We start from the raw sequence: 23822 nt of genomic DNA, 5'->3' as shown, positions 1-23822 counted from the left end.
CACGCGCTTCGAGCGCCCCCGGAGCCTGCCCGCGGGCGTTCTTGACAGTTGACAAGGACCGTGGGGTACTGCGGGGGCGAAGGCCGGGCGGACGAATACGGGGGTGAGTCTCCTGCCGGAGCTGCGCTACCCCACGGTGACCGAATTGACCTCTTCTGCCCGGGCGCTGGCCGCGCGCCAGCCCGGCACGTGCACGCTGCGACAGGTGGGGGTGTCCCGTGCGGGCCGGCCGCTGCACCTGCTGTCCGTGGGCCACGCCCGGCGGGCCGTGCTGGTCGTCGCGGGCGCCCACGCCAACGAGCCGACCGGAGGGTGCACGCTGCTGGCGCTCGCCGAACGGGTGCTCCACGAACGCGAGCTGCGCGACGGCACGTCCTGGCACTTCCTGCTCTGCGCGGACCCCGACGGGGCGAGTCTGCACGTCACGCCCGCGCCCCGCAGCCTGCTGGAGTACCACCTCGGCTTCTTCCGTCCGGCGGGCCCGGAGCAGCCCGAGTGGTCCCCGGCAGTCCTGCCGCCGGACCGGCTGCCGCCCGAGACGCGCGCGCTGACCCGCGTCATCGACGAGCTGCGCCCCTACCTCCAGGTGACCCTGCACGGGACCGACCTGGGCGGCAGCTGGGTGCAGCTGACCAAGGACATCCCCGGGCTGGCCGAGCCCTTCGCCAAGTCCGCCGCGCAGCTGCACATCCCGGTCGAGACGGGCGCCTCCGACGCCGCGGGGTGGCCGGCGTCCGGGCCCGGCGTGCACGTGATGCCCGCCGCCGGCGCGGCGGCCGCCTACCCGAGCATGCCCGACGACGCCCGGCACAGCACCTGGTACCACGCCCACCGCTACGGCGGTCTGACGGCGGTGGTGGAGGTCCCGATGTGGGCGAGCGACATGGTGGACGACCCCGCCCCGCACCCCGCACCGGCCGCGGCGATCCGGCGGCTGGCGCGGCGGCTGCTGCGGGACGCGACGGAGGTGGAGCGGGTGCTCGTCGAGGTGCTGCCGCGGCTGGAGGGCGTCGACGGGCCGCTGCTGCGGGCGGCCAGATGGGCGCTGGAGCTGGCGCCCGGGCTGGCCTCGGACTGGACCCACACCCCGCCGGCCGACACGACGATGGCCTACGTCGGCAGCGTGGACGCGTTCGCCCGCAGGCTGCCGCTGCGGGCGGCCGCGATGCTGTGGCGGGTCCTGCAGGAGTACGACGACGACGCGGCCCCGCGCCTGGAGCGGCTCGTCGCGACCTGGAGCGACGCCTTCGCCGACCGTTTCCGCGCCCGCTGGGTCCCCCTGGAGCACCAGGTCGAGCACCAGTCCCGGACGGTCGTCGCCGCCGCCCTGCACGCCCGGGACCGGCCGGCGTAGCCGCGCACGGCCTGCGGACGCGGCAAGGCCCCGCGGACGTGGCGAGGCCCGGCGGACGCGATGAGGCCCGAGGGACGTGGTGAGGGGCGGTGCGGGCCCGACGGCGACCGGCCCGCAGACGGGGCGGCCCCGGGAGCGCGGCTCCCGGGGCCGGCCGGACCGATGCTCAGACCTCGGGGACCTGTTCGTCGTCGAGGGCGAAGACCGGGCCCGTCAGCGCCTCCCTCTCGCAGTCGTTGCTGTAGGTGTGGCTGAAGTCGACCGGGCGGCCGTTCCAGCGTCCCTGGGCGCGGACCGTCACCGGGGCGTAGACGAGCGGACAGACGCGGCTGCCGTCGCGCGGGACGGCCTCGACGTCGCCGCCGGACCTGGCCAGCGCGTCGCAGGCCTCCGCGGCCCGCGAGTGGCCCTGGGGCGGGTCGCACAGCAGCAGGGTGCCGCGCGTGTCGCTGGAGCGGGCGTCGCCGCGGGTGACGGTCAGCTGGAGCCAGTTGCCGGGGAGGGCGTCGTGGGAGGCGGCCAGGGCCGCGGGAGCGGCGCCGGCGGCGAGGAGGAGGGCGGCCGCGGCCGGCAGGACGCGCCGTGCCGCCCCGGCCGGCCGGAGAGCGTTGAGGAAGTGCTTCATTCCCGGTGCATCGGCACGGCGGGCCGGGTACCCCAGTGCGACTCACCCGAACGGGCACCGGCCAGACGGAACGCGGCGAGGACGACCCGCGCCTGGAACTCGGCCTGACGCGCCACCGGGATCCAGCGCGCCCCGCAGTCGTCCCGGTAGCCGGCGCACCACGCGTCGATGAGCGCGTCCAGTTCCGGCAGCACGCCGGCCGGGTCGTGTCCGGCGCCGGTGACGAGCTGGTGGAGCAGCCCGGCGGTGCGGACGGCGATCCGGCCGCCGGCGATCCGCAGGGCCGTCAGATGGGCGGTGCTCAGCGGCGGCAGCGGGCGGAGCGGATCGGCGGTGTCCGGGTCCCAGGCGTCCGCGAGGCCGGGGCAGAGCAGCAGATGGTCCTCGACCGGGGCGAGCAGAAGGGCCGCTCCCGGCACGCCGTCGAGGTGGGGCCGCACGCGCGCGAGGATGCGTGCCAGCACCGTCGCGTCGTGGCGCAGGGCGCGGCTCACGGTGCGCAGCGCCGTGTCCGGGTCGGCGGGCGGGGAGCCGTCCGCCACGGCGGCGACGCCCCACATGGGCGCTTCGACGACCGCGGTGACCGTGCCGTGCCGCTGCGGGTGGTGCCAGGTGGAGTCGACGGCCCCCTCGGTGACGGCCGCGGCGAGGTCGCGCGGGCGGGGCGGCGGGATCCGGTGGACGGCCGGCCCGAGGCGCGGCCAGTACAGGGTGTCGTACGGACCGAGCTCGAGGGGGATGCCGAGGCGGGCGCCGGCGTGGGCGACGCGCCGGCTCAGTCCGGGCAGGTCGCGGGTGACTTCCACGAAGGCGCCGCCGACGTCGACGCCGTGCAGCGAGCACTGGAGGAAGGGTTTCAGTTCGTCCTGGAGGCGGAGCAGCGCACGGGTCTCCGGCAGGGCGGCGCCGTCCGCGCCGTCGGGCAGCCACTCGGGCTGTTCCAGGAAGCCGGGCCGGAAGAAGTGCCGGAAGTGGCGGCCGAGGGTGTAGGGGCCGGTCAGCCAGCCTTCGTTGCGGCGCAGGCCGTCCGGATCGAGACAGAGCAGCAGGTTCCAGGTGGCGTCCGCCCCCGCGGTGAGCCGTGGGTCGGCCACGGCCCGTTCGGCCAGCCGGAGCACGGTGGCGCCGCCCACGGGCTCGTTGGCGTGCGGTCCCGCGACGACGAGGACCTGCCGCGCGCCCCGGCCGACGGAGAGCAACTGCAGCGGTGTGCCCGCACGGGAGACCCCGACGCGGCGCAGCCGGACGTCCCCGCAGTGGCGAGCGGCGAACGCGGCCGCGCGGGCGGCGAGTTCGTCCACGGTCGGGTAGCGCGGGAGGGGCGGCAGGGCACACCTCCACGGGGGCGGCGTCGATGCACGGGGCGTATCCCGTGTACGCACAGTGAGTCATCGGCCCGGGTTGCGTCAACACCGCCTTCCCGCAATGGACTTGAGCGTCCTCAGCTCGCCGAGAGACGGAATCCCGTGCGGCCGAAGGCGACCTGGTCGCCCTCGCGCACCACGGCCGCGCCGATGACGCGCCGCCCGTTGACGGTCGTGCCGTTCGTGGAGCCGAGGTCGCGCAGCACCCACACCCCGCCCTGGCGGATGAGTTCGGCGTGCACCCGCGAGACGCTCTCGTGGGTCAGCCGCAGACCGTTGACGGGGTCGCGGCCGATGCGCAGCGCGTGTGCGGTTCCCGGGTGCGGCAGCAGCAGCTTCGGCAGCCGCTCGGCCTGCCAGGCGCGGCGCAGTCGCACGGTGAAGCCGGAGACCGCCTCGACGGCGCCGAAGACGACCCGCGAGAAGCGGTTCTCCTCGGACAGGTCGGCGGTGAGGACGGCGAGCTCGTCCGGGCGGCGGGCGGCCAGGGCCAGTTCCATGCGCCGGATGAACGTGTCGTGCGACAGGCGCCCCAGGGCGACGCCGTCGCGCAGCACCTTCAGCGCCCGGTCGCGCTCCGCGTCGGACAACCGCGCGGGGTACGTGTTGAACTCGAAGGACGACGTCACGGTGGTGATTGTCGGTCAGCGGGCTCCGGGTGTCCAGAAGACGAGGGAACGGCCCCGCACGACCGGGGCGTCAATGGGAGTGTTCGCGAGCCGGATCGATCTCCGGTGGAGCACGATGGACGGGACGGGCTACATCACGGTGAGCAGACGAAGGGGAGCCGTCCGTGCAGTTCGAGGTGTGGGCGCCGCAGGCCGAGCGCGTGACGCTGCAGTGCGACGGCGCCACGCGCGCGTTGGAGCGCGATCCGGAGCGTGAAGGGTGGTGGACGGGCGAGGCGCAGGCCTCGGACGGCGCCCGGTACGGCTTCGCGGTCGACGACGGCCCCTTGCGGCCCGATCCCCGCTCGCGCCGCCAGCCGGACGGGCCGGACGGGCTGAGCGCCGTCGTCGACCAGAGCCTGTACGAGTGGCGCACGCCGTGGCCGGGACGCCCGCTGCCCGGGGCCGTCCTGTACGAGCTGCACGTGGGCACCTACACCCCCGGGGGGACGCTGGACGCGGCCGCCGAGCGGCTCGGGCATCTCGCCGAACTCGGCATCACCCACGTGGAGTTGATGCCCCTGTGCCCGTTCCCGGGCCGGCACGGCTGGGGGTACGACGGGGTGTCCCCGTGGGCGGTGCACGAGCCGTACGGCGGCCCCGAGGGACTGAAGCGATTCGTCGACCGGGCCCATGCGCTCGGTCTGGGCGTGGTCCTGGACGTGGTGCACAACCATCTGGGCCCGTCCGGCAATCACCTGCCCTCCTTCGGGCCGTACTTCACCGAGACGCACCACACGCCGTGGGGCGCGGCCGTGAACCTGGACGCCCCCGGCTCCGACGAGGTGCGCGCCTATCTGCTGGGCAGCGCGCTGGCGTGGCTGCACGACTACCGGCTCGACGGGCTGCGCCTGGACGCGGTGCACGCGCTGGCGGACACGCGCGCGTACCCCTTCCTGGAGGAGCTGTCGGCGGCGGTGGACGCGCTCGCCGCCGAGACGGGCCGCCCACTGTTCCTGATCGCCGAGTCCGACCTGAACGACCCGCGGCTCATCACCCCCCGCCGGCAGGGCGGCCTGGGCCTGCACGCGCAGTGGAACGACGACTTCCATCACGCCCTGCACACCGCGCTCACCGGCGAGTCCCAGGGCTACTACGCCGACTTCGCGCGCGACCCGTTCGCCGCCCTCGCCAAGACGCTGACCGGCGGCTACTTCCACGACGGCGTCCACTCCGGTTTCCGGGGCCGGCGCCACGGCCGGCCGCTGGACCGGGCCCGGGTGCCCGCGCACCGGCTGCTCGGGTACGCCCAGACCCACGACCAGGTCGGCAACCGCGCCCAGGGCGACCGTCTCTCGGCGTCCCTCTCGCCGGGTCTGCTGGCGTGCGCTGCGGCGCTGACGCTGACCGCGCCGTTCACGCCGATGCTGTTCATGGGAGAGGAGTGGGCGGCGGGCACGCCCTGGCAGTACTTCACCGACCACACCGACCCGGAGCTGGCCGAGGCCGTGCGACGGGGCCGGCGGCGGGAGTTCGCGGCGCACGGCTGGGCCGAGGAGGACGTGCCCGACCCGCAGGACGCGGCGACCCGCGAGCGCTCCTGCCTGGACTGGTCCGAGCCGCGGCGCGAGCCGCACGCACGCGTGCTGGCCTGGTACCGCGAGCTGATCGCCCTTCGGCACGCCCAGCCCGATCTCACCGATCCCGATCTGGCCGACATCAAGGTCGCCCACGACGTCGGGGGCCGTTGGCTGGCCTTCCGGCGCGGCGACGTCCGCGTGGCCGTCAACCTCGGCGAGGAGCCGGCCGCCATCCCGCTGGGCCCGCGCCCCGCGCGCGTGCTGGCCGCCTGGGAGCCGGTGGACGTCCCGGGCCCGGACGGCCTGCTGCATCTGCCCGGGGAGGCCTGCGTGGTCCTGGAGCAGGAGTGAGCCGGGCGGCCCGACGAGCGCGAACCGCGAGACCCCGCCCGCCGCACGCCGCACGCCGCCCTACGCGTCCTCCTCCGGTGCGTCCCCGCCCTCCCCGTCCTCGCGGAACTCCGTGACCCGTTCGAGCAGGATCGCCTCCCAGGCGCGCCGCAGCCGGGTCCGCGGGAGGGCGAGGGCGTCGGCGTCCCGCGGGCCGGCCCCCGGGCCCTGGATGCGCCGGGCCAGGTGGACGACGGTGTCGCAGCGGGCGAGCCACAGGCCGCGCAGGCAGGGCCGGGCGCCGTAGCCGGCGAGGGTGGCGGCCCGCACCGCGGCCCCGGCGCCGACGGCGAGGGCAAGGCCCGCGATGTCCTCGGCGGGGTCCCCGAGGACCGCGTCGGTCCAGTCGAGGACGCCGCGCACCCGGCCGTCGGCGCTCACCACGAGATGCTCGCCGCGCAACGCGTGGTGGACGAGTACCGCGGGAGCGGCCTGGGCGGCGAGCTGGGCGGCGCCCGCCGGGGTGAGCTGGTGCAGCCGGGCGGGGTCGAACTCGTCGGCCCGGCCCAGTCGTTCGGCGGCGGCCACGGCCATCCGGCGCAGCGCCTCCAGGGAGCGCGGGGCGGCCCGCGGCACGCCGAGCGCGTCCGCCTGCCGGGCCGGCACCTCGCGCAGCCCGCTGAGCAGCGCGGCGAGGTCGGCCTCGCCGACGGCCGAGACGTCGTGCTCCTCGGCCGTGCCGCCGGGCAGCCTGGCGTCGAGGGTGTAGGCCAGCCCCGGCGACCACTCGCCGTGCGCGACACCGGTCGGCACGGCGATCGGGACGTGCTGCCGGACCAGGTCGCGCAGCCGCAGTTCGCGGCGGCGGCGCACGGTCGCCTCGCGGTCGGCGGCGAGCCTCAGCACATGGCGGGCGCCGACCCACCAGGTGGTGGGCGCGCCGCCCTCGGTGACGGGCCGTACCTCCGGTCCGGGGCCGCTCGCCCCGTTCTCCTCGAGGAGCGCACGGACCAGTCGGCGGACGGTGTCCGCGGTGGGTGTCGGTGCCTGGGTCATGGTCGCGCCGTTGCCGTTCGGGTGGGTGCCGGGGACTCCTGGGGCGGTCAGTCCACTATGACCAGCTCGCGGGTGGTGTCGTTGAGGCGGCGCCCGCCGTCCTCGGTGACGGTGACGATGTCCTCGATGCGCACGCCGAACCGGCCGGGCAGGTACACGCCGGGCTCCACGGAGAAGCACATGCCGGGCACGAGGGGCTGCTCCTCGCCCTCGATCATGTACGGCGGCTCGTGGGTGGTGACGCCGATGCCGTGGCCGGTGCGGTGGATGAAGTGCGCGCCGTATCCGGCGGCGGCGATGACGGCGCGGGCGGCCCGGTCGACCTCCTGGCAGGCGACGCCGGGCCGGACCGCCCGGAAACCGGCCTCCTGCGCCTCGCGCACCAGGTCGTGCACCCGGCGCTCCTCCTCGGTGGGCTCGCCGACGTGCACGGTGCGGGAGGTGTCGGAGCCGTAGCCGTCCTTGAGGCCGCCGAAGTCGAGGACGACCATGTCGCCCTGCTCGATGACGCGGTCGCCGACCTCGTGGTGCGGGTCGGCGCCGTTCGGCCCCGAGGCGACGATGGTGAAGTCGACCTGGGAGTGGCCGAACCGGCGCAGGAGGGCCGCGAGCTCGGCGCCGACCTCCGTCTCCCTGCGCCCGCCGAAGGCGACCTTGCGGATCTCCTCGAACGCCCGGTCCGCGGCCGCGCCCGCCGCCGCCATCAGCTCCAGCTCGGCGGCGTCCTTGACGGCGCGCAGCATGGGCAGGGCCTCGGTGAGGGAGGCGTAGGAGGTTTCGGGCAGTGCCTGCTGCAGGGCCAGCAGGTGCATCGCCCAGGCGTTGTCGCTGATCCCGAACCGTCCCCGGTCGTCGAGGAGGGCGGCGGTGGCGGCGTAGGGGTCCTTGCCGTCGGTCCAGTCCCGCAGCGTGAGCGCGGGCGCGCCGGCCGCCTTCGCGGCGTCGGGGGCCTCGAGGGTCGGCACGACGAGGACCGGGTCCCGGCCGGCGGCGAGGACGAGCAGGGTGAGCCGTTCGGTGGCGGCGGGGGGCGCGTAGCCGGTGAGCCAGACGAGGTCGGGTCCGGGCGCCACGAGGAGTCCGGCGAGTCCGGCGTCGGCGGCCTCCCGCGCGGCGCGTTCCATGCGCGCCCGGTAGTCGTCGGCGGTGAAGGGCGCGGGGGCGGTGCCGGTCATCCGGGCCTCCCAGGAGGGACGTGGCGACTGAGGTGACTGCTGGTGCCGATGCTGCTGTGGACAGGCGCCGGACGAGGTGACGCCGGCGAGATGACCACGGGCAGCATCCTGCCCGTCCGGCGGGGGTCGCGCGAGCCGGTCGGCAGGAGTTTCAGGCCGACGGGCCGCCCAGGTCAGCCGTCCAGGGCCAGGCGCAGGCCGAGGAGCAGCAGCACTCCGCCGGAGACCTGCTCCAGGCGGCGGCGCGCGCCGGCCCGGGAGAGCACGCGCCGCATCCGCCCCACGAACCACACGTACAGGCTGTAGTAGCCGACCTCGTAGACCGCCCAGAGCGCGGCGAGCCCCACCATGGCGGGCAGATGCGGGGCGCCCTCGGGCACGAACTGCGGCAGGAAGGACAGGGCGAACACGGCCGCCTTGGGGTTGGCGAGGTTCAGCAGCAGGCCGCCCCGGTAGGCGGCCAGGCCGCCGCGTTCCGCGCTCCCCCGGCCCTCGCCGCCGCCCTCGTCGCCGTCGTCGAGGCCGTGGGCCTGCTTCGTCCTGCGGGCCTGCCGCAGCGCCTGGACGCCGAACCAGACGAGCACGGCGGCGCCGCCGAAGCGCAGCACGGCGTAGGCCGCCTCGGAGGCGGTCAGCAGGGCCGTCAGCCCGAAGGCGGCGACCACGCCCCACACGAACACCCCGGTCTCGTTGCCGAGGACGGTCAGGAAGCCGCTGCGGCGGCTGCGCAGCGACTGCTTCACGATCAGCACGGTGCTGGGTCCGGGCGAGGCCGCGATCAGGGTGCAGGCGCCCAGGAAGGCCAGGAGGGAGGTCGGCATGGCGTTCATGGTGGCGTGGCACGGGCGGCGGGCGCCACTTTTCCGCGGGACCGTGTGCGCGCGTGGCGCGTCGGCGGCCGCGGGTCGTCGCGGCCGCCCGGGGCCTCAGGTGACGATCCCGGGGACGACCGTCGCCTTCCGGTGTCCGCCGCCGCGATGGCGGACCGTCACCTCGACCCGCGCTCCGGGGCGCGCCCGGTCGACCGCCCGGGCGAGGTCGGCCGCCGAGCCGACCTCGGCGCCGCCGAACGTCAGCAGGACGTCGCCGCGGACCAGACCGGCCGTGAATCCGGGACCGGGGACGTGGACGGCGACGATCTCGGCGCCCGTGCCCCCGGCGTCCACCGCCTCGAGCCCCAGGCTCGCCCCGGCGTCGCGCGACGACGCTCCGGCGCCGGCGGGCGCCCCGGTCCCCGCGGCTGCCGCAGAGGGCGCAAAGGTGCCCGGCCGGTCCCGCGCCGGCGTTCCGCCCGCCCCGGAGCCCGTCGCCGCCCCCGCCGTGCCCTGCGTGCCCTCCGTCCCCGCGTCCCGCGCACGGCCCGGCGCCCGGGGCCGGACCGCCGGCACCTGCGGCCCTGCCCGGCCTGCGAGCTCCGCCTGGCGCTGCAGCTCGGCCAGTCTGCTCATGCCGACCACGGTCGCTCCCGCCGCGCCCAGGCCGACGCCGGACAGGACGAGGACCGTGCCGGCGAGCAGGCCGGCCACCAGGGTCGTCGGACCTCGTCCGCCACGGCGTGGGATGTGCGGACGCCGCCCCTGGCCGCTCGGCGGGGCGGCGCCGTCGGGGTCCTGGCCCGGCAGGGGCTTGGGACGCAACGCTGTCTGTTCCATGGATCGCCTCCGGCTGGTGCTCTACCCGCCGCACCTGCGCACCACGAGCCACGAACGAGTGAGACTGACCCGGGCGCGGACGAGGTACGGGCGCGTCACGCGTCCCGCATCCCGCGCGGGGACGACGCGCACCAGCCCCGGGGACGACGTCCACGGCTGGCGTGTCTCACGCGCGCGGGGCCAACGCCTGCGTCAGGGCGCGGGCCGCGCCGCCCGGCGGCGTCGCGGCGTGCACGATCTCGACCCGGTGCACGACCCGCGGCTCGACGACCGGGACGGCGACCGTCCCCGGAACCCCTTCGGCGGCCGAGCGGGGCAGCAGGGTCAGGCCGTGGCCGGCGGCGGCCAGCGCGGTCAGCAGCCTGACGTCGCAGCCGTCGTAGCGCAGGGCGGCGCGGAAGCCGTGGCCGCCGCCGGCCGCGGCGCGCAGCTGGGGCAGCGGCAGCCCGGCGTCGGGTGCGTCCAGCCAGCGCGCGTCGACGAGGTCGCCGAGGCGCAGACCGCTGCGGCGGGCGAGCGGATGAGCGGTCGGCAGCAGGACGCTGACGGGCTCCTCGCCGACGCCCTGTGTGGTCAGCGGTGCCACGTCGGGCAGCCGCAGCGGGTCGCTGGGCGCTGCCAGGCCGTCGACGAGCCCCAGGTCGGCCGTGCCCTCGGCGACGGCGGCGACGACGTGGTCGCGGCCGAGGACGCGCAGCGTCACTCCGGCGGGCGGGAGCGCGGCGAGGGCGGCGGGGCCGAGCGCGGTCGGCGAGACGGCCAGCGTCAGCCCGTGGGAGGGCGCACGGGCCAGCCGGACGACGTCCGCGCGGGCCGCGGCGAGGCGCAGCAGCAGCGGTCCCGCGTGTTCGAGGAGACGTTCGCCGGCCGGGGTGGGGGCCACGGGGCGGCGGGTGAGCAGCGGCGATCCGAGGTCCTGTTCGAGGGCCGCGATGTGCTGGGAGACGGCGGACTGGGTGTAGCCGAGTTCCCGGGCGGCCTCGGAGAAGGAGGCGAGCCGGGCGACGGTGACGTAGGTGCGCAGGAGGTGCGGGTCCATGCGTCCAGGATCCCAGGGTGCATCGGATCTGCTTATCGACCGTGCAGTAATCATCGTTGGACGTGAACCGGCGGCCGCGCCCAGGATGAGGCGCATGACCGGCATCGCAGCTCAGCCCGCACGGCTCGCCCTGGTGGGCGACCGCTCCTCCAACGTCGTCTCCCACACGCGGATACCGCTCCTGCTGGAGGCCCTCGCCGCCCGGGACCGGCTGGTCCTGGACGCCTACTGGATTTCCTCCGAGGAGGCGGAGTCGGAGAACGCGGTGCGGGGCTTCGACGCGGTGTGGGCGGTCCCGGGCAGCCCGTACCGGAGCGAGGCGGGCGTGCTGTCGGCGATCCGCACGGCGCGCGAGGACGGCATCCCGTTCCTCGGCACGTGCGGCGGCTTCCAGCACGCGCTCCTGGAGTACGCCCGAACGGTCTGCGGGCTGTCGCGCGCGGCCCACGCCGAGAACGATCCCGACGCCGACGACCTGCTCATCGAGCCGCTGGCCTGTTCGCTGGCGGGCCACGAGGGCACGGTGACGCTCGAGCCGGGGTCGCTCGCCCACGCGGTGATCGGCTCGGAGCGCACGGTGGAACGCTACTTCTGCGCGTACGGGCCGTCCCGTCACCTGGACGTCCTGCGCGCCCACGGCCTGCGCTTCTCCGGCCACGACGAGGAGGGCCGGCCCCGGATCGCCGAGCTCGCGGACCACCCCTTCTTCCTGGCCTCCCTCTTCCAGCCCGAGCTGTCCGGCGACGGCTCGCGCCCGCACCCGGTCGTGCGGGCGCTGGCGCGGGCCGCGATCGGGCACGCGGCCCGGCGGTGAGAGGCGGATGAGGCCGGTGAGGCGGGCGAGGTGAGTCAGGAGAGCGAGAACTGCGGGAGCGGCGACCGCGGCGCGAGGTCGGGCCGGAAGCCGTGGGTGCGCCGGGCCAGGTACGCGGCCTTGTACCGGTCGACCTCGCGATGCCAGTTGAGGATGCCCGCCAGCCAGTTCTGCAGGTCGGCCACGTAGTCCCCCAGCGCCGAACGGGCGTCGGAGGACAGGGCGAAGTCGTCGCACAGGACGGGCAGTTCGCGGGCGACGATGTGCTCGAACTGCTGCATGCGCCGGGTCATCAGGTCGTGGACGACGCCGAGGGCGGCCGGGTAGTCGCAGCCGAAGAAGTTCTGCACGACGAGGATCGCGTTGTGCACCTCGCCCTCGTACTCGATCTCCTTCTGGTACGAGAAGACGTCATTGGTCAGGCACGCGTAGTCCATCGCCGCGTTCTCCAGCGCGCGCACGACGCCGGTGCGGTAGACCTCCGGCGGGACCACGGGGCCGTGGCCCATGCGGCACAGGCTCAGGGTGAGGTCGGAGCCGAAGGTGGCGCGGCGCATCTCGAGATAGTCGACCGGGTCGGGAACGCGGTTCAGCAGCTGGTTGGACAGCTCCCACAGCCAGGCCTCGGTCATGGCGTCGACGGCGTCGCGCAGGGTGCTGCGCTGACCCGGGGTCATGTCGCGGGTGGTGCGCGCCCAGAGGTCGATCAGGCCGCGTTCCATCGCGTCGACGGGGACGACCGGGACGGGCTCGCCCTCGACGGGCATGCAGGCGGACAGGCGGGCCGTGGTCAGGCGGGCGGCCGCGAGATCACGGCGGTTGCCGAAGACGAGGGGGTAGTAGTCGTCGCCGTAGGTGCCCCAGGCGAGCCACTGGGAGCTGAGGTCGAGCGCCTCCGCGGTGGCGTCGGGGTCGATGCCGGCCGAGCACAGGGCGAGATCGCAGGAGGCGAGCTTGTCCTCGTCCCACACGCCCTCCTCCAGCATGCCCATCCGGTGCGTCCACGCCAGCAGCCGCGGGCGGCAGGCCGCCAGGTGCGGGCTGAGCCCGACCTCGAACGGCATGTGGAAGTCGGGCAGTTGCGAGGGGCCGACCTTCCGGTAGGGCGTGTGCGTGTACGCGCGCAGGCGCTCGGCGGCGGCGGAGGCCAGCAGCGCGCCCACGTCGGCGGCCGAGGTGCCGGGGCCGGTCAGCTTCTGCCAGGGGGCGGTGGACGAGGCTCCCTGGTTCATGTAGCGGCTGGAGCGCATGTGCCATTCGTGGCCGCCGGACTGCCAGTCCTGCAGGCCCTTGGCGTAGGCGGCGACGGCGGCCACGCCGTCCGGGCCGAGCCCCTTGTCCAGGGCGACCGCGGGGACTTCGGTGAACGCGGTGTGCTCGAACTGGTGGAGCCGGGAGGTGAGGATGTCGTTGACGGTGTCGGCTGCCTCCTGGGTGGTGCAGCCGAAGAACGTCTCCAGGACGAGCACGCCGTTGCTGTTCTCGCCCTCGTCCTCGACCTCGCGCTGGTAGGAGAACAGGTCGTTGCGCAGGTGCACGGCGTCCGAGAACGTCTCCATCAGCACCCTGAGCGGCCTGGTCCCGGCGACGGCGGCGGGGACCTCGGCGGTCGCGTACTCCACGAGCCCCGCCGACCAGGGCGCGCCGCCCACCTTGCGGCGCATCTCGATGTACTCGACGGGGTTGGCGATCCGCCCCTCGTCGATGTTGGACAGCTCCCACATCGACTCGTTGAGCAGGTGCTCCGTGGCCAGGGCGAAACGCCGGCGCCAGTCCTGCGACATGGCCGGCACCGTGCGCGCCCACAGGTCCTTCAGCCCGGCCTCCACCGGGTTGCGCGGCTCGGGCGCCGGCGTCGACAGGTCGAGCGGCATGAACAGCGGGAGGCGGTCCAGATGGGCCTTGCCCGCGACGCGGTCCGGGGTGCGCTTGAACATGTCGAGGAAGTGGTCGTCGAAGAAGAACACCCACACGTACCAGTCGGTGATCAGCGACAGTGCGGGCCCGTCGCAGTCGGGGTGGGTGTAGGCGCAGAGCAGGCCGTAGTCGTGCGCCTCCAGGTCGGCCTGCTCCCAGATCCCGGACCCCTCCAGCATGCCCATGTCCCGCGCCCACTGCGTGGAGTGCGCCCGCGCGCCGTCGACGTGCGGGTTGAGCCGCGCGGGGTGCGGCAGGTAGAAGTGCGGGAGTTCGAACGGTTGCGTCATGGCCGGGCCCTACCCGGGGGCCCGGGCGGCCATCCGCCGGGGGACGGATGATCACACCATCGCGTGAATCGGCGCGAAGCGGGCAGCGCGGCGAGCGGCCCTGCGCCGCGCCCTCGTCCCCGGGAACGGCCTGCCGATTCCCGTGCACGTCGGGCCGCACGTCGGCCCGCTCCGGGTGGCGATCCCGCCGTGCCGGCACGGGAGTTCGAGCGCGGGACGAGGACGGGGGGCCGTGCGTCGCCTCACGCCCGCACCTGGATCAGCGCATGCGTGCCGCCGGTGCGCCAGCGCTGTCCCTCGGCGGCGACCAGGGCGGCCTCCGTACCGGCGTCGAGGCCGGTGACCACGTCGGACTTCAGTGTGCGCAGCGCCGCGACCGGGCCGGGGAAGTACGCGGTGACGTCGGCGAAGGGGGTGGTGGGGGGCCAACGGCTGTCGCCCACCAGCCGGCGGTAGTTGAGGTCGCCTTTCACGATCGTCAGCGTGGCCGCGGCGAACTCGGCCCGCAGATCGTCCGGCATGCGCGCGTAGGGCAGCGGGGCGGCGGAGAACGGGTGCGCGCGGACGGTGAGCGTGCCGTCCGCCATGGCCCGCCACAGCCGGCGGCCGTGATCGGCGGCCGCTCCCCGTGCACCCGACAGCTTCCGCACCGCGTCGACGACGTCGGCGGTCGTGGCGTCCGAGACGTAGTACGGGTACGGCTTGACGTGCAGGACGACCCGCCCGCATCGCCGGTGTGCGAGCAGATGCGCGGCCAGGAGCAGGTCGGGCACCAGTTCGCGTCCGGCGTTGTCGGCGACGAGGCACAGGGTGCCGGCGGCCGGGCCGGCGCCGCCGCCGGCCCCGGTCTGCGGCAGGAGCTCCCAGAGCGCCTCGCTGTCGTCGGCGACGAGCGCCGGCACGGCGGCACGCTGCTCGGCCCCGGCGTCGGAGAGCCGGAAGCCGAGGTCGGCGCGGTTGCCCCAGAGGGAACCGTGCAGCAGGGCGCGGGCCCGTTCGTCGGCCGGGCGGCCCTCCAGGGCGTCCAGCGCGGCCAGTTCCTCGTCGGTCTCGGGCGCGTCGAGCTCGGCCAGCTTGAACGGGCGGAACGGGTCGATGCCCTGCCACGGCCCGGGCCCGAAGTAGCCGACCGCTTCGAGGAGGCGACGGTAGAAGTAGCTCTCCGACCACAGCCACGGCACGTCGAACCAGGGGCGGCCCCGGTGGGCGTCGAGGTCCCAGTCGCGCCACCTGTCGTGGTCGTGCGCGTCGGCGGGCAGCGGTTCGATCACACCGTCGGTGCAGGCGGCCAGCAGCGCGTCCAGTCCTCGCCGGGGGCCCGGGCCGTAGGGGAAGGCGTCCCGCACCTGCCGGATGATCGCCGGATGCCGTTCGGCCAGGACGCTGTGAGGGAACGAGCCCGGCTCATTGCCGAGGATCACGGGCGGAGCGGCGGCGTGGGGCATGCGGCTCACCGTATCGCGCGGCCGCGCACCGCACCCGGTGGCCACACCCCCGCCGCGTCCTGCGGTGCGTGACCGCCCGCCGCTCGCCCCCGTTCTCGGCGGCGGGCGGCGTCACACGGCGGCCATGGTCTCCCGTTCGAGCCGGGCGGCGAGGCTCACATAGCGCGGGCGACGCGGCACCGGCACCAGGCCCCGGATCAGTACGTGCCACATCTCGGCCATCCGGCGGGGCAGCCGGCCGGTGGGTTCGCGGGAGCGGCCGACGACGCGGGTGCCGACGAAGAAGCAGACCAGCGAGTGGGCGACGGCGTCGAGGTCGACGTCGGCGTGGATGTCGGACTCCTTCACCGCGCCGCCGAGCCGTCGGGAGATCAGGTCCAGCAACTCCGTGAAGGGGTGCGGCAGTGGGGGCCGGACCGCGACGCCTCCGGTGGCCAGGCGCAGGCCGGCACGGGCGATCGGTCCCTCCACGGAGAGCCGTGTCAGGCCGAACGTCAGGCGCATCAGGGCTTCGAGGGAGGTGCCGCCGCGGTCGTCGATCTCCCCGGCGATCCGGCGGGCGGCCCTGGACTGCAGCTCCATGATGGCGTGGGCCAGGTCCTCCTTCGCCGCGAAGTGGAAGTAGAGGGCTCCCTTGGTGACATGGGCGTGCGCGACGATGTCACTGAGGCTGGTCGACTCGTAGCCGTACCGGTCGAACAGGTCGGCGGCAGCCGTGATGATCGTCGTGCGGGTCTGTTCGGCGCGTAACTGCCTCGCCATCGACTGGTACTCCCCCGGGCCGGTAAAGAACGGGTCATGCCGTTTTTTCTTACTCCGTGTACACCATAGCTCACCCTGCGAGGGAGCCGGCAGGGCGGCGTCGTGTCGTCGACTCGCCTTGTGCGCCCCCCACTTGCCCTACCGCGACGGGCATCACCGGCAACAGCCTGCCACAGCGGACACGCTCGGGACACGGTCGTGGAGAGGATCGAAAAAGACGGGGTGTGCGGTTTCTGACACTGTTTCACGGTGGGTGCCGGAGGGTGCAAGTGGGGCGACATGGCCGAGGGCAGGCGTGACACGTGTCAACCGTTCCGGACGAACCTCCGTCGTGAGGAGGCGTATCCGCATCGTCGGGCGTGCGCCCGCTCAGGGCAACAGGTCGGCAAACGGTTGCGGAGGGGGAAACCCGTGTGGAAACAGAAAGCAGGGCGGGCCGGCCGGGGTCTCTCACAACCGCCGGCCCGCCCGCAGGTCCGTTCGCCGCCCGTGGCGACGTCGGGGTCGCCCCTAGAAGGTCAGCTTCCAGCTGTTGAGCCTGCCCGTGTCCTGGGCCGCCGTGTCCTGCACGCGCAGCTTCCATGTGCCGTTGGCGGTCTCGCCGGAGGCGTTCACGGTGAAGGTGGTCACGACGTCGTCCGCCGAGTCGGAGGAGCTGGCGGCCTTCAGCCGGTAGGCCGTGCCGTCGGGCGCGACGAGGTCGATCACCAGGTCACCGCGGTAGGTGTGGGTGATGTCGACGCCGACCTGGAGGGCGGACGGGGCGTTGCCCGTGCGGCCGGTGACGGCGATGGAGGACTCGACGGCGGAGCCGTTGTCCGGGATCGCCAGCGCGGTCGTGTTGGAGAAGACCGTTCCCCCCGTGGAGCCGCCGCCGGATCCGCTCACCGCCTGCACCGTCTTGGCCGCGTCGGCCAGACCTGCGCCGCAGCCGCCGGAGCAGGCGCCGGGCAGGGGGCGGGCGTTGCTCTTGATGGCCGTCTCGATCTGCGCCGGGGTCAGCGAGGGGTTCGCCGACTTCATGAGCGCGACCAGGCCCGCGATGTGCGGGGTGGCCATGCTGGTGCCCTGGTAGTAGGCGTACGACTCGCTCGACGGCGTCTTCGTGCCGGAGTTCAGCGTGGAGAGGATGCCGTTCGCGGTGCCGGTGCTGGTCTGGCCGCCGGGCGCCGAGATGTCCACGAGGGAGCCGAAGTTGGAGTACGACGCCTTGGCGCCGCTGCGGTTGGTCGCGGCGACCGAGATGACGTTGTTGCAGTTGCCCGGGTTGTGGTTCGCGACGTTGTCGCCCTCGTTGCCCGCGGCCACGACGACGGTGGTGCCGCGGTTCACGGCGCCGGTGATGGCGCTCTGGGTCGCCGCGGAGCAGGCTCCGTCGCCGCCGAGGCTCATGTTGATGACCTTGGCGACGTTGGAGTTGGCGGGAACACCGGAAACGGTTCCGCCGGACGCCCAGGTGATGGCGTCGATGATGTCGGAGTCGTAGCCGCCGCACTTGCCGAGCACGCGGAGCGGGGAGATCTTCGCGCCGTACGCGATGCCCGCGACGCCCTTGCCGTTGTTCGTGACGGCGGCGATGGTGCCGGCCACGTGCGTGCCGTGCCAGGAGGAGGTGCTGGCGGGGATGCCCGAGCCGCACTCGTTGGCGTTGTACCAGTCGCCCGGGTCGGCCGGGTTGGAGTCACGGCCGTCGCCGTCGACGGAGACGGCGGTGTCGGAGACGAAGTCGTAGCCGCCGACGATGTTCGCGGCGAGGTCGGAGTGCGCGACATAACCGGTGTCGATGACGGCGACGGTGACGCCGGCGCCCGTCGAAGTGCCCCAGGCGCCCGGCACGTTCATGCCCGCGGTGGACTCGAAGAGGTCCCACTGCTTGGCGTACTCGGTGTCGTTCGGGTCGACGGCCCGGGGCTTGTTCAGCCGGTCCGGGACCACGTAGGCGACCTGCGGGTCGGCCTTGTAGCGGGCGACGACGTCGGCGACGTCCGTCTTCGTGAGGTCGTCGCCCAGGTCGACCAGGGCGGCGCCGGTGCCGAGGCGGCGCTGGAAGTCGACGTCCTCGCCGGCCTCCTTGCCCTTGGCGGCGGCGTCGGCCTCGGCGGCCGGGTTGGACGTGGCCTCGGCGACGCCGGACTTGTAGCCGACGATGAGACGCTCGGCGGGGGCGCCGGGCGCGGCCTCGGTCTGCGCGGCGGGGACGTCGGCCGCCGCGGAGGCGGGGGCCTGGACGGCGACGGCCGAGGCGGTCGAGGCGGCGGTGAGCAGGGCCGCGGAGACCGCGGCGACGGATATGAGCTTCCGTCTCAAGGCAGGGGAGGTGCGCAAGAGCGTGCCTTTCGGTGGCCGGCTCCGGACAGGGCGGAGCGGCGGTCGATTCGCTTCGGCGTCGAAGCGGCAGGGTGAATCGGCGGGGGGTGCGTCGAAGAGCAGCGCAGAAGGCCGGCCGCGCGCGGGGAGCCGATCCGCCCGGGGTCACCTGTGGTTCGGCTGTGAACGAACGATAGGCAAAGGAACAGTCAGGCGGATACAGGGGAAACCCTCGACCCGGCCTGCCGCTCCCCCGCGGCGCGCGCGATCGGCCGGTGATCGACCGTTTTGGCGTGGTGGTACAGGCCAATGGCCCCTGTGCGCGCGGGTTGAACGCGGGCGGCCGCCTTCCCGTACTGACGGCAGACCGTTCCCGCGCCGGCCGAGGAGACGTCCCCGATGCCCCGCACCACCGCACACCGCACCGCGGCGCTGGCCAGCGCCGTCGCAGCACCGTTCCTGCTGGGCCTGTGGGCCGCCGGACCGGCCCAGGCGCACGGCGCGCCGACCGACCCGGTCAGCCGGGTGTACGCCTGCTCGCCCGAGGGCGGCGCCGATGCCGGCTCGGCGGCCTGCCGTGCGGCCGTCAGGGCCAACGGCACGTCCTTCGCCGCCTGGGACAACCTGCGGGTGGCCGGCGTGAACGGCCGTGACCGGCAGACCGTCCCCGACGGGCGGTTGTGCAGCGGGGGTCTGGCCGCGTACCGGGGGCTCGACCTGGCCCGCGCCGACTGGCCGTCCACGCGGCTGGAGCCGGGGGGCACGCTGCGGATGACGTACGCCTCGACGATCGCTCACGAGGGCACCTTCAAGCTGTATCTGACCAAGCCGGGGTACGACCCGTCGAAGCCGCTCACCTGGTCCGATCTGCCGGAGCGCCCGTTCGCGCAGGTACGGAACCCGAAGTTGACGAACGGCGCCTACCGTTTCACCGCGAAGCTGCCCGCAGACCGGACGGGACGTCAGGTGCTGTACACGATCTGGCAGAACAGCAGCACGCCCGACACGTACTACTCGTGCTCGGACGTGGTGTTCCCGCAAGCGGTTGCGGAAGGCAAGACGGACAGCACGCCCCGGACCGGGACGCCCGCCACGGCGGCGGCGCGCACGGCGTCCCCGAGTGCGAGCCCCAGTCCGACGGCGAGCGCGGTGTCCGCCGCCCCTTCGGCGTCGGTGGCCTCCGACGGCGCGCCGGCCCGGGCCGTCGCGGCGCCGCAGAGCACTCCGGTGGCCGCGGACACGGACGGCTCGGGGCCGTCCGCGCCCTTGTTGGCGGGCGGCGCCGCGGCGGTGCTGTTGCTCACCGGCGGCGCCGCCCTGGCCGTGCGCCTGCGTCGGCGCTGAGACTCGGGTCGCACGGCGTTCAGTGGTCCTGCTCAGGTCGTCAGTTGACGGTGACGGCCTGGTCCCCGTCGGTCACCGGGGCGTACTTCGCGGTGAAGAAGCCGTTGGCGAAGCAGAGCCCCGAGCCGGACGACTTGGTGAACTGCTGCTTGACGAAGGAGATGCTGTTGTCGGTGTTGCTCGCCGTGCCGGACAGGCTGGGCGCCTGGTAGACGCAGTTGATGCTGCCGAGCAGGGTGCGCAGCACGACCGTGGTCTGGATGACGGAGCCGGACGCCGGGGTCACGGTGACGGTGCCGTCGGAGGCCACGCTGCTGGTGTAGGGGAGCGCGTTGACCGTGATGCTGGTGACGCCGAGAACGCCGAGCACGTTGGCGGTGCAGTTGCCGAACGTGTGGTTGCTGAGCGACTCGACGGCGGTGCCGGGCGCGGTGGGGTTGTCGGTGACGGTGGCGGTGAAGCCGGAGGCGGCGCAGGACAGGCCGCTGGTGCCGGTCGCGCTGGAGTAGAGGGTGGCGGTCGTGCCGCTGGCCAGGGAGGCGTTGAGGACGTCGCCGACGGCGACGTCGCCGGCCGGCGTCGTCAGCACGGCGCCCGCGGCGGAGGCCGGGGTGACGGCCGTGAGGGAGAGCGCGGCGACGGTTCCGGCGAGGGCGAGGAGGGAGCGGGAGCGGGTGCGCATTCGAGTGCCTCTTTCGGAAGTGGGGCTGTACTGGGGGAGTTGCTCGGTGGGGTGTGAACCGGCGTGTCGCTGGTGGCGACGTGGGGGAACGCCGGGAGGCGTCCACCGCTGCCGGCCCGTGACGCCTTCTCCGTACGCGACGGACCGGCAACGGCAGGCGGCCGGTGACCGTCCGGAGGTCACTGGTGGGTGACTCCGCACGGACCGGGCGGGAGAGGGCCGCCGGTCACGGGCCGCTGGGGGAAGCGGCCGTGCCGGCGGCCATGAAGGGATCGAGCGCGGGACCGAGGGCCCGTACTGGCTGAATGAGTCCGGGAGCGCGAACGATGTCGTCGCGCTGCGGATCCGGCGCCACGGATCCGGGCTGAGCCAGGGCAGTTGTAGACCTGATGTTCCGTCAACGTCAAGACACTGAAACAAAGTTGACGCTCCGGCAGGTCATGTGAACGTCCCCGGCGATCCACCTGGTCAGGGGATGGCACATAATGAACACTGTTTTTCCACATCTCCCTTGACCCACCAGTGTAACCATCGGTAACTTCCTCGAAGGCTACTGCTGCGTAACGAGAAAGCCCTTGCGGTTTCCGGGAGTTGCGAGGAGGCGTGCGCAGCAGCCGCTGTCCGCGCCAGGACAACGTGCCGCTGAAGCCCAACCCGCACGACTTAGCGCATGGGAGCAGAAATGGCCTCGTCCCCGGACGTCAGTTCGTCCGCCGACAACACCCCCGAGAACCCCGAAAGCGGTTCCGCAGAAAGACGCGGCCGGGTCCGGCTGCGCCGGGCCGCCGTCATGGCGGTGCCCGCCACCTTCGTCGCCGCGGGGCTCGCCGTCCTCACCGCACAGGGCGCCCTGGGCGTGCAGTTCGCGATCTCCGGGATGCCGTTCGTGGTGACCGCCGACCGGCTCGACGGTGAGGGGTTCGCGCAGTTCGGCGGACTCGACAGCATGATCGAGAACAGCCCCAACCAGGGCGACACCGGCGGTCAGGTCCTGGTCGTCACCTCGGTCGTGAAGAACGGCAAGATCACCAACATGTGCCAGAGCGTCGACCTCGGCGGCATCCAGCTCGTGCTCAAGGCGGGCGGCGGCTCCACCCCGGTCAGCGTGAAGAACCTGGCCATCGACTCGGACGAGATCTCCGGCGACGCCGAGTTCAACAACATCGAGATCGGCCGCGACTCGAGCACGTTCGACAAGGTCCCGATCCAGGGCCCCGCGGGCGTCTACGGCCAGCAGGCCGACACGGTCGTCATCAAGAACCTGTACCAGCACAACTACGCGGCCACCGCCGCCGTCTTCAAGCTCCCCGGACTGAAGATGAGCTTCTCCAGCGAGGGCTGCAAGTAATGACCTCCACCCAGTGGCGGGACCGCTTCCGCAGGTGGAGAGGCCAACGGCCCTTCGCGGGCGGCCTGATGCTGGTCCTGGGCGGCACCGAGATCCTGGTGACCATGAAGGCGCCCCTTCCGGTCATCCTGCACGTCGGCATGCAGGGTCTGGCGGGCTACCTCCTGCCGACCCTGATGGTGCTGTGCGGCCTGCTGATCCTGTTCAACCCGACTCAGCGGCTGTTCTACTCGATCATCGCCATCCTGCTCTCCCTGGGCACCTGGCTCACCTCCAACATCGGCGGCTTCGTCGTGGGTCTGGCGCTGGGCGTCGTGGGCAGTTCCGTGGCCTTCGGCTGGCTGCCCGACCAGGAGCCTCGCGTGAGCCGCCGCAAGCGGCGCGAGGAGGGCCAGGAACCGTCGGCGACGCAGACGTTCATGAAGAGCGGACCGCTGCCCGACGCGGGCAAGACCGCCTGACGACGGCCGCACCTCACCTCACCGGCGGGGCCGGGACGACCTGCGCACAGCAGGCCGCCTCCGGCCCCGCCGGTCGTGCGCCGGCCAGGCCGCCGGAATCACCGCCGGATCCGCGCCCGCGCGGTCACCGCCCGCGGCCCCGCACCGGGCCCCGGGCCGTCCGTCCCGCCCGCCCCGGGGCGCCGCGTGTCCGGGGCCCCCGCCGTGGCGACGCGGTCGATACGGACCCGCCCCGCACACCCTGCCGTCGGCGCGCGGGGTGATGCCGACGGTCCCGCCACGAGGGCGCGAAGCGGCCCGTCACGCGAAGGGCGGCACGCCTGCCCGGGGGCGCGTGACGTGCCGGGCGACCCGGACACGGCGCGCGGAAACGGATTCCGCCTGGACTGACCAACGGTCAACCCACCTGCGCTCTTACGTCCGGACACCCCTGTTCACCGCGTTCCGGATCACAATGCGGCACCGTCTCCTCACACCTGGTGGGTGCTCACTTGACTACCAGTGGTCACACACGGTTGGCTCCGAGCCAACGCATGTCCTCTCCGCCGGTGCACACCCCTGCGTTCCGGCGGTGCTCGCCCCGTCCTCCTGCTCTGCCGCACAGCGAGGTGCAGCCCCCCATGAACACTCCGATCCCCGCACCTGTCGTTCCGTGTCCCCGCGGGTCCCTGCGTCTGGCCGCCCTCGCCGCGGCCTGCTGCCTCCTGCTCGCCGGCTGCACCGGCGCCGCCTCGTCCGGTGCGGACGCGGACGGGGCGGGAGCCGCGGGCGGCCGTCTCAAGGTCGCCCTGGTCACCCACGGCGCCGCGACGGACCCCTTCTGGGAGCTGGTGCGCAAGGGCGCGCAGGCGGCGGCCGCCAAGGACGGCATCGACCTGACCTACGCCAGCGACTCCGACCCCGCCGGACAGGCCGAACTGGTGCGGGAGGCGGTCCGCGACCACGTCGACGGCATCGCGGTGACCCTGGCCAAGCCGCAGGCCATGCGCAGTCCGGTGGCCGAGGCCAAGGCGGCCGGCATACCCGTCGTCGGCTTCAACTCCGGTATCGACGCCTGGCGTTCGCTGGGCATACTGGAGTACTTCGGCCAGGACGAGAGCGTGGCGGGACGCGCCGTCGGGGACAAGCTCGACGCTCTGCGCGTGAGACACGCCCTGTGCGTCATCCACGAGCAGGGCAACGTCGCGCTGGAGGCGCGCTGCGCGGGCGTGAAGAAGACCTTCGACGGTGAGACCCGGATGCTCTACGTCGACGGAACGGACATGGACGCCATGACCGCCGCACTCACGACCCGGCTGCGGCAGGATCCCGACATCGACGAAGTCGTCACTCTGGGCGCGCAGTTCGCGCTCGCCGCGGTGCAGGCGGCCGACAAGGCCGGCAGCAAGGCCGGGGTCGCCACCTTCGACCTCGACAAGGACCTGGTCACCGCCGTCCGCGACGGCCGGGTGCAGTTCGCGGTGGACCAGCAGCCCTATCTGCAGGGATATCTGGCCGTGGACGCGCTGTGGCTCCACAAGACCAACGGCAACGTCAGTGGCGGCGGCGTCGCGCCCGTGCTGACGGGGCCGGCCTTCGTCACGAAGACCAACGTCTCCGATGTCGCACGCCTGGCCGCCGCCGGGACCCGCTGACCCGTCTTCGACCGCCCCCACCCCCGCTGATCGCC

Annotated in this window: 20 protein-coding genes; 7 read left to right on the top strand and 13 right to left on the bottom strand. The window is 74.0% G+C overall.

The window, feature by feature from the left end:
• Positions 1-103: 103 nt before the first annotated feature.
• Entirely contained in the window at positions 104-1354 is a 1251-nt protein-coding gene (locus tag ACH4ZA_RS04560; RefSeq protein WP_398427957.1) for a M14 family zinc carboxypeptidase, read from the top strand.
• A gap of 166 nt (positions 1355-1520) precedes the next feature.
• Here the strand turns inward: ACH4ZA_RS04560 and ACH4ZA_RS04555 are convergent, their stop codons facing one another.
• The 3 genes from ACH4ZA_RS04555 to ACH4ZA_RS04545 form a co-directional block, all read right to left on the bottom strand.
• On the bottom strand, positions 1521-1979 hold the full coding sequence (locus ACH4ZA_RS04555) for an SSI family serine proteinase inhibitor (RefSeq protein WP_398427956.1): 459 nt from the start codon (positions 1977-1979) through the stop codon (positions 1521-1523).
• Entirely contained in the window at positions 1976-3280 is a 1305-nt protein-coding gene (locus tag ACH4ZA_RS04550; RefSeq protein WP_319281390.1) for a M14 family zinc carboxypeptidase, read from the bottom strand. The genes ACH4ZA_RS04555 and ACH4ZA_RS04550 overlap by 4 nt, the downstream gene beginning before the upstream one ends.
• Positions 3281-3420: 140 nt before the next feature.
• On the bottom strand, positions 3421-3972 hold the full coding sequence (locus tag ACH4ZA_RS04545; protein WP_319281391.1) for a DUF1707 and FHA domain-containing protein: 552 nt from the start codon (positions 3970-3972) through the stop codon (positions 3421-3423).
• Between the two features lie 164 nt (positions 3973-4136).
• Here ACH4ZA_RS04545 and treZ point away from each other — a divergent pair, with 164 nt between their 5' ends.
• Positions 4137-5882: a malto-oligosyltrehalose trehalohydrolase gene (treZ, locus tag ACH4ZA_RS04540; RefSeq protein ID WP_319281392.1), complete on the top strand. Its 1746-nt coding sequence runs from the start codon at positions 4137-4139 to the stop codon at positions 5880-5882.
• Between the two features lie 60 nt (positions 5883-5942).
• Here treZ and ACH4ZA_RS04535 read toward each other — a convergent pair whose 3' ends face one another.
• The 5 genes from ACH4ZA_RS04535 to ACH4ZA_RS04515 form a co-directional block, all read right to left on the bottom strand.
• Positions 5943-6917 (bottom strand): aminoglycoside phosphotransferase family protein, encoded by a 975-nt coding sequence (locus tag ACH4ZA_RS04535; RefSeq protein ID WP_398427954.1) that lies wholly within the window; start codon positions 6915-6917, stop codon positions 5943-5945.
• A gap of 47 nt (positions 6918-6964) precedes the next feature.
• The gene (locus ACH4ZA_RS04530; RefSeq protein ID WP_319281394.1) at positions 6965-8092 is read right to left on the bottom strand and encodes an aminopeptidase P family protein; all 1128 of its coding nucleotides are present in this window, start codon (positions 8090-8092) and stop codon (positions 6965-6967) included.
• 173 nt (positions 8093-8265) lie between these two features.
• Positions 8266-8913 (bottom strand): LysE family translocator, encoded by a 648-nt coding sequence (locus ACH4ZA_RS04525; protein ID WP_319281396.1) that lies wholly within the window; start codon positions 8911-8913, stop codon positions 8266-8268.
• Between the two features lie 105 nt (positions 8914-9018).
• On the bottom strand, positions 9019-9744 hold the full coding sequence (locus tag ACH4ZA_RS04520; protein WP_319281397.1) for a PDZ domain-containing protein: 726 nt from the start codon (positions 9742-9744) through the stop codon (positions 9019-9021).
• 166 nt (positions 9745-9910) lie between these two features.
• Positions 9911-10783 (bottom strand): LysR family transcriptional regulator, encoded by an 873-nt coding sequence (locus tag ACH4ZA_RS04515; protein ID WP_398427952.1) that lies wholly within the window; start codon positions 10781-10783, stop codon positions 9911-9913.
• Between the two features lie 94 nt (positions 10784-10877).
• Here ACH4ZA_RS04515 and ACH4ZA_RS04510 point away from each other — a divergent pair, with 94 nt between their 5' ends.
• Positions 10878-11597 carry a hypothetical protein gene (locus tag ACH4ZA_RS04510; RefSeq protein WP_319281399.1) on the top strand — a complete coding sequence of 240 codons (720 nt, stop codon included), beginning with the start codon at positions 10878-10880 and terminating at the stop codon, positions 11595-11597.
• A gap of 35 nt (positions 11598-11632) precedes the next feature.
• Here ACH4ZA_RS04510 and cyc2 read toward each other — a convergent pair whose 3' ends face one another.
• From cyc2 to ACH4ZA_RS04490, 4 genes are all read right to left on the bottom strand, one after another.
• A complete protein-coding gene (cyc2, locus tag ACH4ZA_RS04505; RefSeq protein WP_398427950.1) occupies positions 11633-13804 on the bottom strand; it encodes a germacradienol/geosmin synthase Cyc2 in 2172 nt (723 codons plus the stop codon).
• A 242-nt stretch (positions 13805-14046) separates the two neighbouring features.
• The gene (locus ACH4ZA_RS04500) at positions 14047-15249 is read right to left on the bottom strand and encodes a damage-control phosphatase ARMT1 family protein (protein WP_319281401.1); all 1203 of its coding nucleotides are present in this window, start codon (positions 15247-15249) and stop codon (positions 14047-14049) included.
• 111 nt (positions 15250-15360) lie between these two features.
• A complete protein-coding gene (locus ACH4ZA_RS04495; protein ID WP_319281402.1) occupies positions 15361-16011 on the bottom strand; it encodes a ScbR family autoregulator-binding transcription factor in 651 nt (216 codons plus the stop codon).
• A 510-nt stretch (positions 16012-16521) separates the two neighbouring features.
• A complete protein-coding gene (locus ACH4ZA_RS04490; RefSeq protein ID WP_319281403.1) occupies positions 16522-18336 on the bottom strand; it encodes a S8 family serine peptidase in 1815 nt (604 codons plus the stop codon).
• 381 nt (positions 18337-18717) lie between these two features.
• Here ACH4ZA_RS04490 and ACH4ZA_RS04485 point away from each other — a divergent pair, with 381 nt between their 5' ends.
• The gene (locus tag ACH4ZA_RS04485) at positions 18718-19662 is read left to right on the top strand and encodes a lytic polysaccharide monooxygenase (RefSeq protein ID WP_398427949.1); all 945 of its coding nucleotides are present in this window, start codon (positions 18718-18720) and stop codon (positions 19660-19662) included.
• Positions 19663-19702: 40 nt separating this feature from the next.
• On the opposite strand, the gene ACH4ZA_RS04480 is transcribed toward ACH4ZA_RS04485, so the two are convergent.
• A complete protein-coding gene (locus ACH4ZA_RS04480) occupies positions 19703-20344 on the bottom strand; it encodes a Tat pathway signal sequence domain protein (protein ID WP_319281405.1) in 642 nt (213 codons plus the stop codon).
• Positions 20345-21026: 682 nt separating this feature from the next.
• On the opposite strand from ACH4ZA_RS04480, the gene ACH4ZA_RS04475 reads away from it, so the two are divergent.
• The 3 genes from ACH4ZA_RS04475 to ACH4ZA_RS04465 all read left to right on the top strand — a co-directional run bounded on the left by ACH4ZA_RS04475 (position 21027) and on the right by ACH4ZA_RS04465 (position 23787).
• Positions 21027-21692, top strand: a complete 666-nt coding sequence (locus tag ACH4ZA_RS04475; RefSeq protein WP_319281407.1) for a DUF6230 family protein — start codon at positions 21027-21029, stop codon at positions 21690-21692.
• Positions 21692-22153 carry a DUF6114 domain-containing protein gene (locus tag ACH4ZA_RS04470; protein WP_319281406.1) on the top strand — a complete coding sequence of 154 codons (462 nt, stop codon included), beginning with the start codon at positions 21692-21694 and terminating at the stop codon, positions 22151-22153. Before ACH4ZA_RS04475 ends, ACH4ZA_RS04470 begins: the two co-directional genes overlap by 1 nt.
• 620 nt (positions 22154-22773) lie before the next feature.
• On the top strand, positions 22774-23787 hold the full coding sequence (locus ACH4ZA_RS04465; protein WP_398427948.1) for a substrate-binding domain-containing protein: 1014 nt from the start codon (positions 22774-22776) through the stop codon (positions 23785-23787).
• Positions 23788-23822: the final 35 nt, after the last annotated feature.

Source organism: Streptomyces sp. NPDC020597 (assembly GCF_044335095.1).
Lineage (GTDB): Bacteria > Actinomycetota > Actinomycetes > Streptomycetales > Streptomycetaceae > Streptomyces.
The sequence above is the reverse complement of the archived record's forward strand: the minus strand, read 5'-3'. Positions and strand labels throughout refer to the sequence as shown.

Coding starts and splice junctions, on each gene's coding strand:
- ACH4ZA_RS04475 (WP_319281407.1), top strand. CDS start 21,027: ATGGCCTCGTCCCCGGACGTCAGTTCGTCCGCCGACAACACCCCCGAG.
- ACH4ZA_RS04495 (WP_319281402.1), bottom strand. CDS start 16,011: ATGGCGAGGCAGTTACGCGCCGAACAGACCCGCACGACGATCATCACG.
- ACH4ZA_RS04485 (WP_398427949.1), top strand. CDS start 18,718: ATGCCCCGCACCACCGCACACCGCACCGCGGCGCTGGCCAGCGCCGTC.
- ACH4ZA_RS04535 (WP_398427954.1), bottom strand. CDS start 6,917: ATGACCCAGGCACCGACACCCACCGCGGACACCGTCCGCCGACTGGTC.
- ACH4ZA_RS04480 (WP_319281405.1), bottom strand. CDS start 20,344: ATGCGCACCCGCTCCCGCTCCCTCCTCGCCCTCGCCGGAACCGTCGCC.
- ACH4ZA_RS04470 (WP_319281406.1), top strand. CDS start 21,692: ATGACCTCCACCCAGTGGCGGGACCGCTTCCGCAGGTGGAGAGGCCAA.
- ACH4ZA_RS04515 (WP_398427952.1), bottom strand. CDS start 10,783: ATGGACCCGCACCTCCTGCGCACCTACGTCACCGTCGCCCGGCTCGCC.
- ACH4ZA_RS04500 (WP_319281401.1), bottom strand. CDS start 15,249: ATGCCCCACGCCGCCGCTCCGCCCGTGATCCTCGGCAATGAGCCGGGC.
- ACH4ZA_RS04555 (WP_398427956.1), bottom strand. CDS start 1,979: ATGAAGCACTTCCTCAACGCTCTCCGGCCGGCCGGGGCGGCACGGCGC.
- cyc2 (WP_398427950.1), bottom strand. CDS start 13,804: ATGACGCAACCGTTCGAACTCCCGCACTTCTACCTGCCGCACCCCGCG.
- ACH4ZA_RS04530 (WP_319281394.1), bottom strand. CDS start 8,092: ATGACCGGCACCGCCCCCGCGCCCTTCACCGCCGACGACTACCGGGCG.
- ACH4ZA_RS04465 (WP_398427948.1), top strand. CDS start 22,774: ATGAACACTCCGATCCCCGCACCTGTCGTTCCGTGTCCCCGCGGGTCC.
- ACH4ZA_RS04520 (WP_319281397.1), bottom strand. CDS start 9,744: ATGGAACAGACAGCGTTGCGTCCCAAGCCCCTGCCGGGCCAGGACCCC.
- ACH4ZA_RS04525 (WP_319281396.1), bottom strand. CDS start 8,913: ATGCCGACCTCCCTCCTGGCCTTCCTGGGCGCCTGCACCCTGATCGCG.
- ACH4ZA_RS04510 (WP_319281399.1), top strand. CDS start 10,878: ATGACCGGCATCGCAGCTCAGCCCGCACGGCTCGCCCTGGTGGGCGAC.